The following is a 13865-nucleotide window of genomic DNA, read 5'->3' as shown; positions in this document are numbered from 1 at the left end:
CCCTTACATGTTACTGGACAACTTTCGTTTCCATTTCGATGTTTTCTTCTAAACGGAGCAGCTCTTGGAAGGAAGCGATCGCCACTTCCACTTGATCATCGGTCGGCTCTTTGGTTGTCAAAAGCTGCAGCCATAACCCCGGATAGCCGAACCAGCGTAAAACGGGGATATCTCTCAATTTATTTGTAAACTGCAACACTTCAAATGAGACGCCAAGCACAACCGGAATGAGAGCGAGCCGGTTGACGATTCTTAGCCAAAGCGGATCTGTTGGTACAAACATATAGATAAAGATGCCGACGATGACGGTGAATAGAATAAAGCTGCTGCCGCAGCGGTAGTGAAGCCGTGATGAACGCTGGACATTTTCCACCGTAAGCGGCAGTCCCGCTTCATAGGCATTGATGACTTTATGTTCTGCGCCATGATATTGGAAAACGCGTTTAATAAGCGGCGTCATCGAAATAAAGTAAATGTACGCGAGAAGCAAAACAAGCTTAAACGCTCCTTCAATCAAAATTTGTGCCATTTTCCCCGGGAACAGCGGCTTAAAACATGCTGCTAAAAAGACGGGAACGAGCGTAAAAATCGTTTTAGCAAATAGAAAGGACAACACTCCGACGACCGCCACACCAAGAACGAGAGAAAGTTTGGGCGAATCCGTTTTCGCTGGTTGTAATGCTTCCTCTTCACCTGGATCGAGATCATAGCGTTCGCTAGCAAACTGCAAATGTTTTGCTCCGCTTGCGCTCGCTTCAATAATCGCGACAATGCCGCGAACAAACGGAATTTTTTTGAGAAACGCGAGCGTCGGATTTGCCTGGCGCGGCAAACGGAAGTATTCAATGGTGCGATCTTTGCGGCGAACGGCAGTGACAGAGTGTGTTTTTCCAGCAAACATGACCCCTTCGATCACCGCTTGACCGCCGTACATTGGTTTTGTGACTTTTTCCATTGTTGACACCAACCCATTTTTTATCTTTATAATTTTATTCTACAAAAAACATTTAGAAACCTCTAGGTTGATGTTATTATTATCATTTCCAAAAATTTCAACGTTTACACCTATGGCTGTTGCACTTTTTTGCCGTTCTATTCATGACTTTGCGAATAACCGGTCATACTACGTACAAGGGGGTGAAAACAAAATGGCGGAAAATCAAGAACAGCTCGAACAAAATAAGAAAGAACGGCCGATGTCCCTTTTGCTGAAAACAGTCATTACTGGATTTGTTGGTGGTGTGTTTTGGAGCTTGATTGGATATTTAGGGTATTTCTTTCATTTCAGCGAAATAAGTCCGAATATGATTTTGACCCCATGGGTGGCCGGTGATTGGAAATATGGAAAGCTTGGCAATTATGTCGCCATTTTGCTCATTGGATTATTATCCATATTAGTCGCTCTCATTTATTATGCTACATTAAGGAAAATAAAAGGAATGTGGGCGGGTATATTGTATGGCGTTGCATGGTGGCTGATTGTATTTTACGTATTAAATCCTCTCTTCCCTAATTTAGAAACCGTTTCTCATTTGCAGCGGAATACCATCATTACGACGCTTTGTTTGTACATTTTATATGGAGTTTTTATCGGGTATTCGATTTCATTTGAAACGCAAGAAATGAATCGACAAACACAAGAAACATCAACAAATCAGTAGTGAGAAGCGCCGACTTTATGGTAAAATAAAGAATGTTTCAATATTTCTTTCGCTGGATTAAAGGAGTTAAGAATATGGCGCATTTTCTTCTCATTAACGGTCCGAACTTGAATCTTCTCGGCAAGCGGGAACCGCATATTTACGGAAGCACAACGCTTCAAGAGTTAGAGCAAGAACTGATATCGTTTGCGGGCGAACATGGAGCGAAACTGACCTGTTTTCAAAGCAATCACGAAGGCGCGATTATCGACCGCATTCATGAGGCGGAAGGAAAATACGACGGCATTGTTTTAAATGCTGGCGCGCTTACGCATTATAGTTATGCGATTCGCGACGCGATTGCCAGTGTCAGCGTCCCGGTGGTGGAAGTACATATTTCCAATATTCATGCGCGCGAGCCGTTTCGCCATCAGTCTGTGATTGCCCCGGTTGTTGCCGGACAAATTGTCGGCTTTGGATTAATGGGCTATCGGCTAGCCATTTTAGCATTATTACAAAAGTATAAATCACATAAGCCATGATTTGAGTTATTGGAATTAAGTAGAAAACGGTTTTGAACAAAGCCGACAAACAAGAGTGAGTGCCTGCACGCAGGTGTAGGAAAAATTCTTTCGTACGTCAGAACCCACCGACTTTAGTCGTGTGGAGGTTCTGAAATACAGGGAAGAGGAGATTGAAGGATGGAAAAACTCGAAAAATTACGTGCATTGTTTGATGAACATCATATCGACGGCCTACTTGTCACCAATCCGTACAACCGCCGCTATATTACCGGTTTTACCGGAACGGCCGGCGTCGCGGTCATTAGCCGGGATAAAGCGGTGTTTATTACTGATTTCCGCTATGTCGAGCAAGCATCTAAACAAGTGCAAGGCTTTGAAATTGTCCAACATACCGGACCGATTGTTGAGGAGGCTGCGAAGCAAGTTGCCCGCCTTGGCATTCAAAAGCTTGGCTTCGAGCAGGAAGACGTTTCGTACGCAACGTTTAAGGCGTATGAAAGCGCCGTAAAGGCGGAGCTCGTCCCAACTTCGCATGTCATTGAAAAGTTGCGCTTGATTAAGTCGGAATCAGAGATTAAGATATTAAAGGAAGCGGCGGAAATTGCTGATGCGGCATTTGAGCACATCCTTTCGTTTATTCGCCCGGGTGTAAAAGAAATTGATGTGGCGAATGAGCTGGAATTTTTTATGCGAAAACAAGGGGCAACTTCCTCATCGTTTGACACGATCGTTGCATCTGGCTATCGCTCCGCATTGCCGCACGGAGTGGCGACCGAGAAAGTGATTGAAAAAGGCGAGCTCGTCACCCTTGATTTTGGCGCTTATTACAAAGGATATTGTTCCGACATCACAAGAACGATTGCCGTCGGCGCCATTAGCGACGAGTTAAAAACGATTTATGACATTGTGCTTCAAGCGCAATTGCGCGGCATGAACGGCATTAAGCCGGGAATGACCGGAAAAGAAGCGGATGCGCTGACACGCGATTACATTAGCGAAAAAGGCTATGGCGAGTATTTCGGGCATTCTACCGGCCACGGAATCGGCCTGGAGATTCACGAAGGGCCAGCGTTGTCCGTCCGTTCCGATGTCGTGCTGGCGCCTGGCATGGTGGTCACCGTGGAACCGGGGATTTATATCCCAGGACTTGGCGGCGTGCGCATTGAAGATGATACGGTTGTCACGGAAAACGGCAATGAACCGCTGACTCATTCGCCAAAAGAGCTGATCATTTTATAAATTTATCGTGTGGGAGGATTTTAACGGATGATTTCAGTGAACGATTTTCGCACAGGATTAACGATTGAAGTAGATGGCGATATTTGGCGCGTCATCGAATTCCAGCACGTCAAACCTGGAAAAGGTGCGGCGTTCGTCCGCTCGAAGCTTCGCAACCTTCGCACAGGAGCTATTCAAGAAAAAACGTTCCGCGCCGGCGAAAAAGTAAACCGCGCCCAAATCGATACGCGCAAAATGCAATATTTATATGCCAACGGCGATCAACACGTATTTATGGATATGGAAACATATGAACAAATCGAACTTCCAGCGAAACAAATCGAACATGAATTGAAATTTTTAAAAGAAAATATGGAAGTTTACATCATGATGTACCAAGGCGAAACGATCGGGGTAGAACTTCCAAATACTGTTGAATTAAAAGTAGTAGAAACAGAACCGGGCATTAAAGGCGATACCGCTTCTGGCGGCTCGAAGCCAGCGAAGTTAGAAACCGGTCTTGTCGTACAAGTTCCGTTCTTTGTCAACGAAGGCGATACGCTCATTATCAACACAGCAGACGGCACATACGTGTCCCGTGCCTGACGCGATTTGCTCCTTGCGCTTGACGCAGGGGGCTTTTTTGTCGTTTCAGCTAAGGTTTCTCTGACCCTTTTTTCTTTTCGTATAAAAACGATGTACTGATGAGCATGATGCCAATCAAGACATAACTAATCGATGTATTTCTTGCTAGCAAAAAAGCATGGAACAGACCAAGAACTCCGGAAACTGCAAATATACACCCAACCCAAAAGGTAATTTTCCCGAACGTAGAAAGCTTCCTCATAATTTCCCCCATTGTTTTCGATATTATTTATCATCCGCCTCTACTTCCATTATTAAACTATTTTTTTAAATATGTCCATATATCTCTTCTTAAGGAGCCATGTCACAAAAGAAAAAAATCTCTTCTGAAATTCCCTGTTCCGGCATACGTTTGTACTAACCATCTCAATTTTATATTAGGAGGAACATATGAAACGATGGCTACTATTCGTCGAACCAGCCGTTTTGTCAATGGCAGGAATGCGGCTATTGTCGGCGACGATGGAGATGATCGCTGCTCTTGCCATGCTGCTGTTCAACGATGTCAAAAAAGCATTGGCCGTCAATGCGCTCCTTGCAGTGATCGGACCGACTATTTTTATCGTCACGATGATGATTGGCCTGCTTTCTTTAGCGGACGAGCTTTCTTTTTCGAAGTTAGGTTTTATCGCTTTAGGGGTCACTCTTATTCTCATCGGCATTTATAAGTAAGTCATAAATTCGTTTTCCGTCCCATACATATGAACTAGTCCAGCAGGGGAGGGGAATGAAATGCAAGCGATATGGGATATACTTCCGAAAACGATTGCCGCCATACTGCAGCAACAGCCCCCTTTATGGCATGAACAGATGGAAGAAATTCGCATAAGGGTTCTTCGGCCATTAGAAATTATTGTGAAAGGAAAGGCACAATTTCTTCCATATGAAGTGACTTGCGAAGATGGAATGCATTTGCTTAATAAATTGAGTCAATATTCGATTTATGCAATAGAAGAGGAATTGAAACGCGGATTTATTACCATACAGGGAGGACATCGTGTTGGACTAGCAGGGAAAGTCGTAACTGAGGCCGGAAGCGTGAAAGCAATTCGTCATGTGACTTCTTTCAATATCCGCATTGCGAAACAGAAAATCGGCATCGCCGAACCGCTCGTCCCGTATGTGTATAACGGCCGCTGGCATAATACGATGATCATCGGTTCGCCACAGACAGGGAAAACGACGCTGCTGCGCGACGCGGCACGAATGATCAGCACCGGGATTCGCGCGAAACATATTCCATCACAAAAAGTAGGAATTGTCGATGAACGTTCGGAAATTGCCGGATGTGTAAAAGGCATTCCGCAATTTGAATTAGGAAACCGCGTCGATGTGCTTGACGCATGCCCGAAAGCAGAAGGAATGATGATGATGATCCGCTCGATGAGCCCGGATGTGCTGATTGTCGATGAGATTGGACGCGCCGAAGATAGCGAAGCGATTTTAGAGGCGGTGAACGCTGGGGTATGCATATGGACGACAGTCCACGGAAGAAATTGGAAAGATGTACTGCAGCGCCCGACATTGCGCCCCATCATCGAACAAGGAGTATTTGCGCGGTTTGTTGAACTGACGAACGAATTCGGTCCGGGCACGGTAAGACGCATTACGGATACGCACGGAACGGCCCTGTATGAGCGAAGCGGGGTGGTGAAAAGCAGATGAAGCTGATCGGCGCAATGTTGATTCTCCTTACGACAACGTGGTTTGGATTTGAAGCGGCGCGAATGCTGCAAGAGCGTCCGAGACAGCTTCGCCAGTTGAAAGCAGCGCTCAAAGTGCTAGAAGCGGAAATTATGTATGCGCACACCCCACTATCTGAAGCCGCGTTGCATATTAGCAAGCAAATATCGCCACCGCTTTCCAAACTGTTCGAGCAATTCGCCGCCAAGCTGCAAAAAGGAGAAACGAGCGTTCAACAAGCATGGGAAGAAAGCTTGCAAACGGTATGGAGTTCGACGGCGCTCAAACAAGGGGAATTAGATATTATGAGGCAATTCGGGGAAACGCTCGGGCAGTACGACCTCCTGACACAGCAGAAGCAAATCGCGCTGGCGCTCGTCCATTTGGAGCGGGAAGAGGCCGATGCGCTCGAAAGGCAGTCACGCTATGAAAAAATGGCGAAAAGCTTAGGGGTTCTTACAGGATTGTTACTCGTGATTTTATTGATTTGAACAGGAGGCAGAACAAAATGAGCATTGATGTTGATATTATTTTTAAAATCGCTGGCGTCGGAATCGTCGTGGCTTTTTTGCATACGGTGCTCGATCAAATGGGGAAAAAGGAGTATGCCCAATGGGTCACGCTGCTTGGTTTTATTTACATTTTGTTTATGGTCGCCTCGATTGTCAGCGATTTGTTTCAAAAAATTAAAGACGTATTTTTGTTCCGCGGTTAGGAGGGATGGGCGATTGAGATTTTACAAATTGTCGGTCTTGGTTTGATTGCGACGTTTTTAGTCGTGCTGCTTAAAGAACATAAATCGAGTATTGCCTTTTTGCTAACGGTATTTGTCGGCTGTATCATTTTCCTGTTTCTTGTCGACAAAATCAGCGAGATTTTAAATATGCTGCAAAAAATGGCGTCTAGCGCCAAAATCAATATGGTTTATTTGGAAACGATTTTGAAAATTATTGGCATTGCCTATATTGCCGAATTTGCTGCGCAAGTTTCCAAAGACGCCGGCCAGGGAGCGATTGCCTCGAAAATTGAATTAGGGGGAAAAATTATTATTTTGGCGCTGGCGATCCCGATTTTAACAGCGATCATTGAAGCGGTCATCGGCTTGATTCCTGCGTCATGAAGGGAGAATAGGGGGTGATGAATTGATCCGAAAAATCATAACAGCGGCAAGTTTCTTTTTCTTCTTTTTATCACCGTTTGTTGTACAAGCTTCCTCTTCTAATGGGCAATTGGTGCAAAAGCAAATTGAACAGCTGGATGTCAACGGAATTCGCCAATTTTGGGAAGATATTGTCACGAAATACGGCGGCTTTTTGCCGGAAAGCCAAAAAGGGTCGCTTACGGATTTTTTAAGCGGCGAAAATAAATTATCGTTAAAAGAATGGCTGGGCGCGTTGATGAAATTTCTCTTTTACGAATTGCAAGTAAACGGAAAATTGCTAGGAACGTTAATTTTATTAACGGTATTTAGCATGGTGCTGCAATCATTGCAAAACGCGTTTGCGCAACAAACCGTCAGCAAAGTCGCCTATGCCGTCGTTTATCTGGTGCTTCTTATTATTGCGCTAAACAGTTTTCGCGTTGCAATGGATTATGCGCTCGACGCTGTAAGGACGATGAGCCATTTTATGATCGCGATGCTTCCTCTGCTGCTGGCGCTGCTGGCGTCTTCCGGAGGAGTGATATCGGCGGCGTTTTTTCATCCGATTATTCTATTTCTGATGAATATGACAGGAATGATTGTTGAATATGTAACGTTGCCGCTTTTGTTTTTAGCCGCGCTTTTAAGCATTGTCAGCACGCTCACCGATCATTATAAAGTTACACATCTGGCGGAGCTGCTGACAAAAATCGGCGTCGGGATACTCGGAGTTATTTTGACGGTTTTTCTTGGAGTCATGTCGGTAAAAGGAACGACATCGGCGATTGCCGATGGGATTGCGCTGCGGACGGCGAAATTTGTGACGGGAAACTTTATTCCTGTTGTCGGCAAAATGTTTACGGATGCGGCCGACAGCGTTGTGAGCGCTTCGATGTTATTGAAAAATACGGTCGGCATTGTCGGCGTTGCGATTTTATTGATGATTGCCGCGTTTCCAGCGCTGAAAATTTTTGCGATTGCGTTTATATATAAAGTTTCTGCGGCGATCATGCAGCCGTTAGGAGGAGGGCCGGTCATTTCTTGCCTTAGCATTATGAGCAAAAGCATTGCCTATGTACTTGCGGCGCTGGCCATCGTCTCGCTGATGTTTTTCCTCAGTTTGACCATTATTATTACGGCGGGAAATATTACGATGATGGTTCGATAGGGGGAAAACTATGCAATTTGTAACAGAATGGATCACCAATATTCTTATTTTTATTTTATTTGCGATCATCATTGATTTTCTGCTTCCCTCTAGCAATATGCAAAAGTATGTAAAAATGGTAGTGGGACTCATTTTGCTGTTATTAATGTTATCGCCGATTTTGCAGCTGCTCTCCATCCATCCTGACCGTCTCGTCGCTTCGGCCATATCCAGCTTATCAGAAAGGGGGAATGAACAAGAGATGATAAAAAATGAAATAGAAATGAAGAAAAAAGAAATACAAGCCTCGCAACGCGCATATATTTTAGAACAAATGGCTGTCCAGATGAAAAAAAAGGTAGACGGGGAGTTGATGAAAGAGTATGGATTAAGCGTGGAAGACGTCTCTTTACAAACAAAAGAAAAAGAGGATTTACAAATTCCAAGAGATATTAAAAAGATTGCGGTAGTGCTTTCCAAACAGGAGACGCCAGAAGGGATTGAGCCTGTTGTGATTGATGCATCGGAACCGGCCCATTCACAAAATAGCGATCATCAACTAGAAAATGAGCTGCGCGCTTTTTTAGCCAGCAAATGGGAAGTCGATGAAAATAAAATTGTGGTGCAAGTAAAGGGGAGGGAATGGGGGGATGCTCGAGCTCATTAAACGTTTTCTTTCATCGCCAAAAAATGAAGGCACGGAGAAACAGAAGAAACCACCTTTTTCGTATGTCGTTTTGCTGCTATTAGCTGGAATTGGGCTTATGGTGATGAGCCATTTTTCAAAGGGTGCGGAAGTGTCAACCGTTCAAAAAGAAACAGCCGCACCATCATCGCAACAAGCAGAGCCGGCCTTTGGAATCAAGCAAGACACAAAGTCGAAAGTGATCGATGCTTATGAAGAACGTTACGAAAAAGAGTTAAAAGCGGCGCTTGAAGCGATTGAAGGAGTGGAAGATGTGACCGTTGTCGTCAATCTCGATACAACGGAAATGAAAATATTAGAGAAAAATCGCGTTTCTCAGCAACAAACGACTGAAGAAACGGACCGTGAAGGCGGCAAGCGGAAGATCGAAAATCACTCTACAAATGAAGAAGTCGTCGTCGTCCGTGATGGCGATAACGAAACACCGATTGTATTAACAACGAAAAAACCGGAAATTCGCGGGGTGTTGGTCGTTGCGAAAGGCGCAGATAACTTGCAAATAAAGAAATGGATTGTTGAGGCAGTGACGCGCGTGTTAAACGTTCCAAGCTACCGTGTTGCCGTATTGCCGAAAAAATAAGAGGCTGTGGGGGAGGATGGTTATATGTTAAAGAAACAAACGGTTTGGTTATTAACGATGTTGAGCTTGGTTGTTGTTTTGTCGGTGTATTATGTAACGGCGCCGAAAGATATGAATGATAATATTGCATTTACGAGCCATAAAGAGGCAACGAAACAAAAAGGAAGCGATAAAGGCCAAGCGGATGTAGCGGTAGACGAAATGCAAGCAAAGGGTGGAAAAGTCACTTCAAGCGTTTCTAGCGATGATATGTTTACTGCGCTTCGCATGCAAATTGAGGATGAGCGCAGCCGTCTGCGTGACCAATATAACGCTATCGTTGCTTCCTCTAATGCCACTGCACAAGAAAAAAGCGAAGCGATGGATAAAATTGAAAAACTCGAAGCGTTAGCAGAAAAAGAGGCAACACTAGAAACATTGATCAAATCGAAAGGCGGCTATGAAGACGTATTGGTGCGCGCGGAAGATGACCAAGTGCAAGTAACGATTAAAGCGAAAAAACATTCCAAAAAATCAGCCAACGAAGTAATTCATATGGTAAAAAACGAAATTCCGGAAGCGGATTATGTATCGGTGGAATTTGAACCGGCTGGATAATGATAAGCTGCTCTTACCAAGGGCAGCTTCTTTTTTATGATAAAAAACCTTTTTATGTATAATCATTATGTGTATAATCGTTATGAGTAGATTTTAAAATAGCATACAAAAGCTTAAACACTTTGTATCGTAGAAAGGTGTGAGGAAGATGAAAATCCAAGAAATCCGTGAACTGATCCGTTTAATTGATCAATCAAGCATTGATGAATTTGTTTATGAACAAGATGGAACGAAAGTACATATGAAAAAAGCCGCGGCAGGAGCACCGGTTCAGGCAGTGGTTGCGGCACCGCCGGCAGAGCCGATAGCGAAGCCAGCAGTAGAAGAAGCAAAACCGCAGGTACAGGCGCCAGTGCAAGCGGCTAATGTGCAAACGGAAACAAAACAACAAGAAGCGCCGAAGCCAAAGGCGGAAAATACGGAAAACTTGCACAAAATCACTTCACCGATGGTCGGTACGTTTTACGCTGCGCCATCCCCAGATGCTCCTCCATACGTTAAAGTGGGAGATAAAGTGCAAAAAGATACGGTCGTCTGCATTATTGAAGCGATGAAGCTGTTTAATGAAATTGAGGCAGAGGTCAACGGGGAGATTGTCGAAGTGCTTGTCCAAAATGGACAGCTTGTTGAGTATGGACAACCTCTATTTTTGGTAAAGCCTGAATAAGGGAGAGAACCAGCGATGATCAAAAAAGTATTAATTGCCAACCGCGGGGAAATCGCCGTTCGCATTATTCGCGCCTGTAAAGAGCTCGGAATTGAAACGGTGGCCGTTTTTTCTGAGGCGGACCGCGAGGCGTTGCACGTCCAACTCGCCGATGAAGCGTACTGCATCGGACCGACTGCTTCCAAGGACAGCTATTTAAATTTCACCAACATCATGAGTGTCGCCACATTAACAGGGTGTGATGCGATTCATCCAGGATACGGATTTTTAGCGGAAAACGCGGCGTTTGCCGAACTTTGCCGTGAATGCAATATCACGTTTATCGGTCCAAGTCCGGAAGCGATTACAAAAATGGGGATTAAAGATATCGCCCGCGAGACGATGCGGGAAGCAGGGGTGCCGATCGTCCCTGGTTCAAAGGGCGTTATTGAAAATATCGATGAGGCGATTGCCATTGCCAATGAAATCGGCTATCCTGTCATTATTAAAGCAACGGCGGGCGGCGGTGGTAAAGGAATTCGCGTAGCCAGAAATGAGCAAGAGCTCATTAAAGGCATTAACATTACACAGCAGGAAGCAGCTACTGCGTTTGGCAATCCAGGGGTATATATTGAAAAATATATTGAAGACTTCCGCCATGTGGAAATTCAAGTGCTGGCTGACTCATACGGAAACGTGATTCATCTTGGCGAGCGGGACTGCTCGATTCAACGCCGCTTGCAAAAGCTTGTGGAAGAGGCTCCATCGCCGGCACTTGATGAAGAAACGCGCAAGAAGATGGGGGAAGCGGCGGTACAGGCGGCCCGTGCGGTGAATTATACCGGTGCTGGCACGGTGGAATTTATTTTTGACCATAATGCGAAAAAATTTTATTTCATGGAAATGAATACGCGCATTCAAGTAGAGCATCCGGTGACGGAATTAATTACTGGGGTGGATTTAGTAAAAGAACAAATCCGCATTGCCTCCGGCGAAAAACTGTCGCTGACCCAAGAGGAAGTCACCTTTAATGGCTGGGCGATCGAGTGTCGGATTAACGCGGAAAATCCGGAGAAAAATTTCATGCCATCGCCGGGAAAAATCCAGATGTATTTACCGCCGGGTGGTCTAGGAGTGCGGGTTGATTCCGCTGCTTATCCTGGTTATACGATCCCGCCTTATTACGACTCGATGATTGCGAAACTGATTGTGCACGCCCCTACGCGCGAGGAAGCAATTGCCCGTATGAAGCGTGCGTTAAGCGAGTTTATCATCGATGGCATTCATACAACGATTCCGTTTCACATAAAATTATTTGAACACGAAAAATTTGTGAAAGGCGAGTTTAATACGAAGTTTTTGGAGTTATATGATATTATGAAGTCATGACGGGAGGTGGGTACCATGTCAGAGCATATTTTTGAAATGGAGCAAGATCATGGCACACTAGGAAAAGTGGAAATTGCTCCGGAGGTGATTGAAGTGATCGCCGGGATCGCCGCCAGCGAAGTGGAGGGGATCGCGCAAATGCGCGGCAATTTTGCCGCTGGTGTTGTCGAGCGGTTCGGCAAGAAAAATCATGGAAAAGGCGTCAAAGTCGATTTACGGGACGACGGCGTCGCCATTGATATTTACTGCCTTGTCCAATTTGGTGCGTCGATTCCGAATGTAGCCAAAAAAGTGCAGGAAAACGTCCGTCAAGCATTGTTTAACATGACAGGGCTGGAAACGAGCGAAATCAACGTTCATATTGTCGGTATTCAGTTTGAAACGGCAAAGCAGGAACAGGAAGTAGAGCAAGGATAAAGCGGAAGAGGGCGCATTCGCTTCAGGCGATCGTGCCCTTTTGTATTTTTGCTGAAAGTTTGTTATTGTAATGAACGGGCCTTTTTTATGAAGAGGCGTCAAAGAATAAGGAGGCGAATAGGCGTTCCAAAATAAACAAAAATCAAGGCTAATGATTTGTGCACAGGGGAGTGCCTTTTATCCGAAAAATATGTTATGATTCTAATATAAATGTTCGTGTTTAGAAAGGGGGAGCAAAATGAAACGGCATGAAGCGCGGGAAAAGGCGTTACAGGCATTGTTCCAAGTTGATGTAGGTCGCATCCCTCCATCGGAAGCATTGCAAAACGTGACGGAAGGGAAAGCTGCGGATCCGTTTTTACAGCAGCTTGTGTATGGTGTGGTGGAACATCAGCAAGAAATTGACGAATTGCTGCGCGCCAACTTGGAAAAATGGACGTTAGAGCGGGTGGCGAATGTCGATCGCGCGATTTTGCGGATGGCTACCTATGAAATGAAATATGTCGATGATGTTCCTGTCAATGTGAGCCTAGATGAGGCCGTTGAATTAGCTAAAAAATTTGGCGATACGAAATCTGGGAGTTTTGTCAACGGTGTGCTTTCGAAAGTAAAAGATGCATTGCATATTCAAGAATAAGAGAGGAGAAAAGTTACCCATGACAGCACAAATCATTAGCGGCGCCGAGCTGGCAAAGGAAATACGAGGACAATTGGCAAAAGAAGTAGAGGAGCTAAAGCAAAAAGGAATCGAGCCGGGGCTTGCAGTCATTCTTGTCGGTGATGACCCTGCTTCCCATTCTTACGTAAAAGGAAAGCAAAAAGCGTGTGCGGAAGTTGGCATTCGTTCGACATTGCTGATGTTTCCGGCGACGATTACAGAGGAGTTTTTATTGGAGAAAATAAGAGACTTGAACGCTGACCCATCCGTGCACGGCATTTTAGTACAGCTCCCGCTTCCAAAACATATTAATGAGTTAAAAGTGATTGAAACGATTTCGCCGGCAAAAGATGTCGATGGCTTCCATCCGATCAATGTCGGCAGAATGATGGTCGGACAAAAAGCGTTTCTTCCTTGTACACCATATGGTATTTTAGTAATGGTGAAATCGATCGGTGTGGATATCGCAGGGAAACATGTGGTTGTTGTCGGCCGCAGCAATATTGTCGGCAAACCGGTTGGGCAGCTGTTTTTGCGCGAACATGCGACGGTGACGTATTGTCATTCCAAAACCAACGATTTAGCTTCCATTACGCGGCAGGCTGACATTTTAATCGTTGCCGTTGGCAAAGCACGGTTGATTGGTGCCGATTATGTTAAACCAGGGGCGGTTGTCATTGATGTCGGCGTGAACCGACTAGAAAACGGCAAGCTGTGCGGGGATGTAAATTTCGATGAAGTAAAGGAAGTAGCAAGCTACATTACGCCGGTTCCAAAAGGGGTTGGACCGATGACGATCACGATGCTGCTTCACAATACGATCGAGGCGGCGAAGGAGCTTATGTATCAGTAAAGTTCATTCCATAAGAGAGGG

19 protein-coding genes are annotated in these 13865 nt (G+C 45.1%); 18 read left to right on the top strand and 1 reads right to left on the bottom strand.

Features of this window, described 5'->3' with window-relative positions:
• Positions 1–10: 10 nt before the first annotated feature.
• Positions 11–955 carry a DUF1385 domain-containing protein gene (locus tag BDD39_RS09585; protein ID WP_166910210.1) on the bottom strand — a complete coding sequence of 315 codons (945 nt, stop codon included), beginning with the start codon at positions 953–955 and terminating at the stop codon, positions 11–13.
• Between the two features lie 193 nt (positions 956–1148).
• On the opposite strand from BDD39_RS09585, the gene BDD39_RS09580 reads away from it, so the two are divergent.
• The 18 genes from BDD39_RS09580 to folD all read left to right on the top strand — a co-directional run bounded on the left by BDD39_RS09580 (position 1149) and on the right by folD (position 13844).
• Complete coding sequence (locus BDD39_RS09580; RefSeq protein ID WP_166910208.1) at positions 1149–1661, top strand: YqhR family membrane protein; 513 nt, start codon at positions 1149–1151, stop codon at positions 1659–1661.
• A gap of 74 nt (positions 1662–1735) precedes the next feature.
• A complete protein-coding gene (gene aroQ, locus BDD39_RS09575) occupies positions 1736–2182 on the top strand; it encodes a type II 3-dehydroquinate dehydratase (RefSeq protein WP_166910206.1) in 447 nt (148 codons plus the stop codon).
• Between the two features lie 159 nt (positions 2183–2341).
• Complete coding sequence (gene pepQ / locus BDD39_RS09570) at positions 2342–3403, top strand: Xaa-Pro dipeptidase (RefSeq protein ID WP_166910204.1); 1062 nt, start codon at positions 2342–2344, stop codon at positions 3401–3403.
• A 27-nt stretch (positions 3404–3430) separates the two neighbouring features.
• Entirely contained in the window at positions 3431–3988 is a 558-nt protein-coding gene (efp, locus tag BDD39_RS09565) for an elongation factor P (protein WP_166910202.1), read from the top strand.
• Positions 3989–4417: 429 nt separating this feature from the next.
• A complete protein-coding gene (locus BDD39_RS09560; RefSeq protein WP_166910200.1) occupies positions 4418–4699 on the top strand; it encodes a YqhV family protein in 282 nt (93 codons plus the stop codon).
• A 60-nt stretch (positions 4700–4759) separates the two neighbouring features.
• Positions 4760–5692, top strand: a complete 933-nt coding sequence (spoIIIAA, locus tag BDD39_RS09555) for a stage III sporulation protein AA (protein WP_166910198.1) — start codon at positions 4760–4762, stop codon at positions 5690–5692.
• A complete protein-coding gene (gene spoIIIAB, locus BDD39_RS09550) occupies positions 5689–6201 on the top strand; it encodes a stage III sporulation protein SpoIIIAB (RefSeq protein ID WP_166910196.1) in 513 nt (170 codons plus the stop codon). The genes spoIIIAA and spoIIIAB overlap by 4 nt, the downstream gene beginning before the upstream one ends.
• Before the next feature lie 17 nt (positions 6202–6218).
• On the top strand, positions 6219–6425 hold the full coding sequence (gene spoIIIAC, locus BDD39_RS09545) for a stage III sporulation protein AC (RefSeq protein ID WP_166910193.1): 207 nt from the start codon (positions 6219–6221) through the stop codon (positions 6423–6425).
• Positions 6426–6443: 18 nt separating this feature from the next.
• Entirely contained in the window at positions 6444–6830 is a 387-nt protein-coding gene (spoIIIAD, locus tag BDD39_RS09540; protein WP_166912362.1) for a stage III sporulation protein AD, read from the top strand.
• A gap of 22 nt (positions 6831–6852) precedes the next feature.
• The gene (gene spoIIIAE, locus BDD39_RS09535; RefSeq protein WP_166910191.1) at positions 6853–8019 is read left to right on the top strand and encodes a stage III sporulation protein AE; all 1167 of its coding nucleotides are present in this window, start codon (positions 6853–6855) and stop codon (positions 8017–8019) included.
• Between the two features lie 10 nt (positions 8020–8029).
• Positions 8030–8665: a stage III sporulation protein AF gene (spoIIIAF, locus tag BDD39_RS09530; protein ID WP_166910189.1), complete on the top strand. Its 636-nt coding sequence runs from the start codon at positions 8030–8032 to the stop codon at positions 8663–8665.
• Entirely contained in the window at positions 8649–9284 is a 636-nt protein-coding gene (spoIIIAG, locus tag BDD39_RS09525) for a stage III sporulation protein AG (RefSeq protein WP_166910187.1), read from the top strand. Before spoIIIAF ends, spoIIIAG begins: the two co-directional genes overlap by 17 nt.
• Before the next feature lie 24 nt (positions 9285–9308).
• Positions 9309–9881, top strand: a complete 573-nt coding sequence (locus tag BDD39_RS09520; protein ID WP_166910185.1) for a SpoIIIAH-like family protein — start codon at positions 9309–9311, stop codon at positions 9879–9881.
• Between the two features lie 148 nt (positions 9882–10029).
• Positions 10030–10548 (top strand): acetyl-CoA carboxylase biotin carboxyl carrier protein, encoded by a 519-nt coding sequence (accB, locus tag BDD39_RS09515; RefSeq protein WP_166910183.1) that lies wholly within the window; start codon positions 10030–10032, stop codon positions 10546–10548.
• A gap of 15 nt (positions 10549–10563) precedes the next feature.
• Positions 10564–11916 (top strand): acetyl-CoA carboxylase biotin carboxylase subunit, encoded by a 1353-nt coding sequence (gene accC, locus BDD39_RS09510; protein WP_166910181.1) that lies wholly within the window; start codon positions 10564–10566, stop codon positions 11914–11916.
• Between the two features lie 15 nt (positions 11917–11931).
• Positions 11932–12333: an Asp23/Gls24 family envelope stress response protein gene (locus BDD39_RS09505; protein WP_166910179.1), complete on the top strand. Its 402-nt coding sequence runs from the start codon at positions 11932–11934 to the stop codon at positions 12331–12333.
• A 238-nt stretch (positions 12334–12571) separates the two neighbouring features.
• A complete protein-coding gene (gene nusB, locus BDD39_RS09500) occupies positions 12572–12970 on the top strand; it encodes a transcription antitermination factor NusB (RefSeq protein ID WP_166910177.1) in 399 nt (132 codons plus the stop codon).
• 19 nt (positions 12971–12989) lie between these two features.
• The gene (gene folD, locus BDD39_RS09495) at positions 12990–13844 is read left to right on the top strand and encodes a bifunctional methylenetetrahydrofolate dehydrogenase/methenyltetrahydrofolate cyclohydrolase FolD (RefSeq protein ID WP_166910175.1); all 855 of its coding nucleotides are present in this window, start codon (positions 12990–12992) and stop codon (positions 13842–13844) included.
• Positions 13845–13865 lie beyond the last annotated feature (21 nt).

Origin of the sequence: Saccharococcus thermophilus, assembly GCF_011761475.1 — a bacterium.
Taxonomy (GTDB): Bacteria; Bacillota; Bacilli; order Bacillales; family Anoxybacillaceae; genus Saccharococcus; species Saccharococcus thermophilus.
Note: the sequence above shows the minus strand (reverse complement) of the source record. Positions and strands in the feature narration are given on the sequence as shown.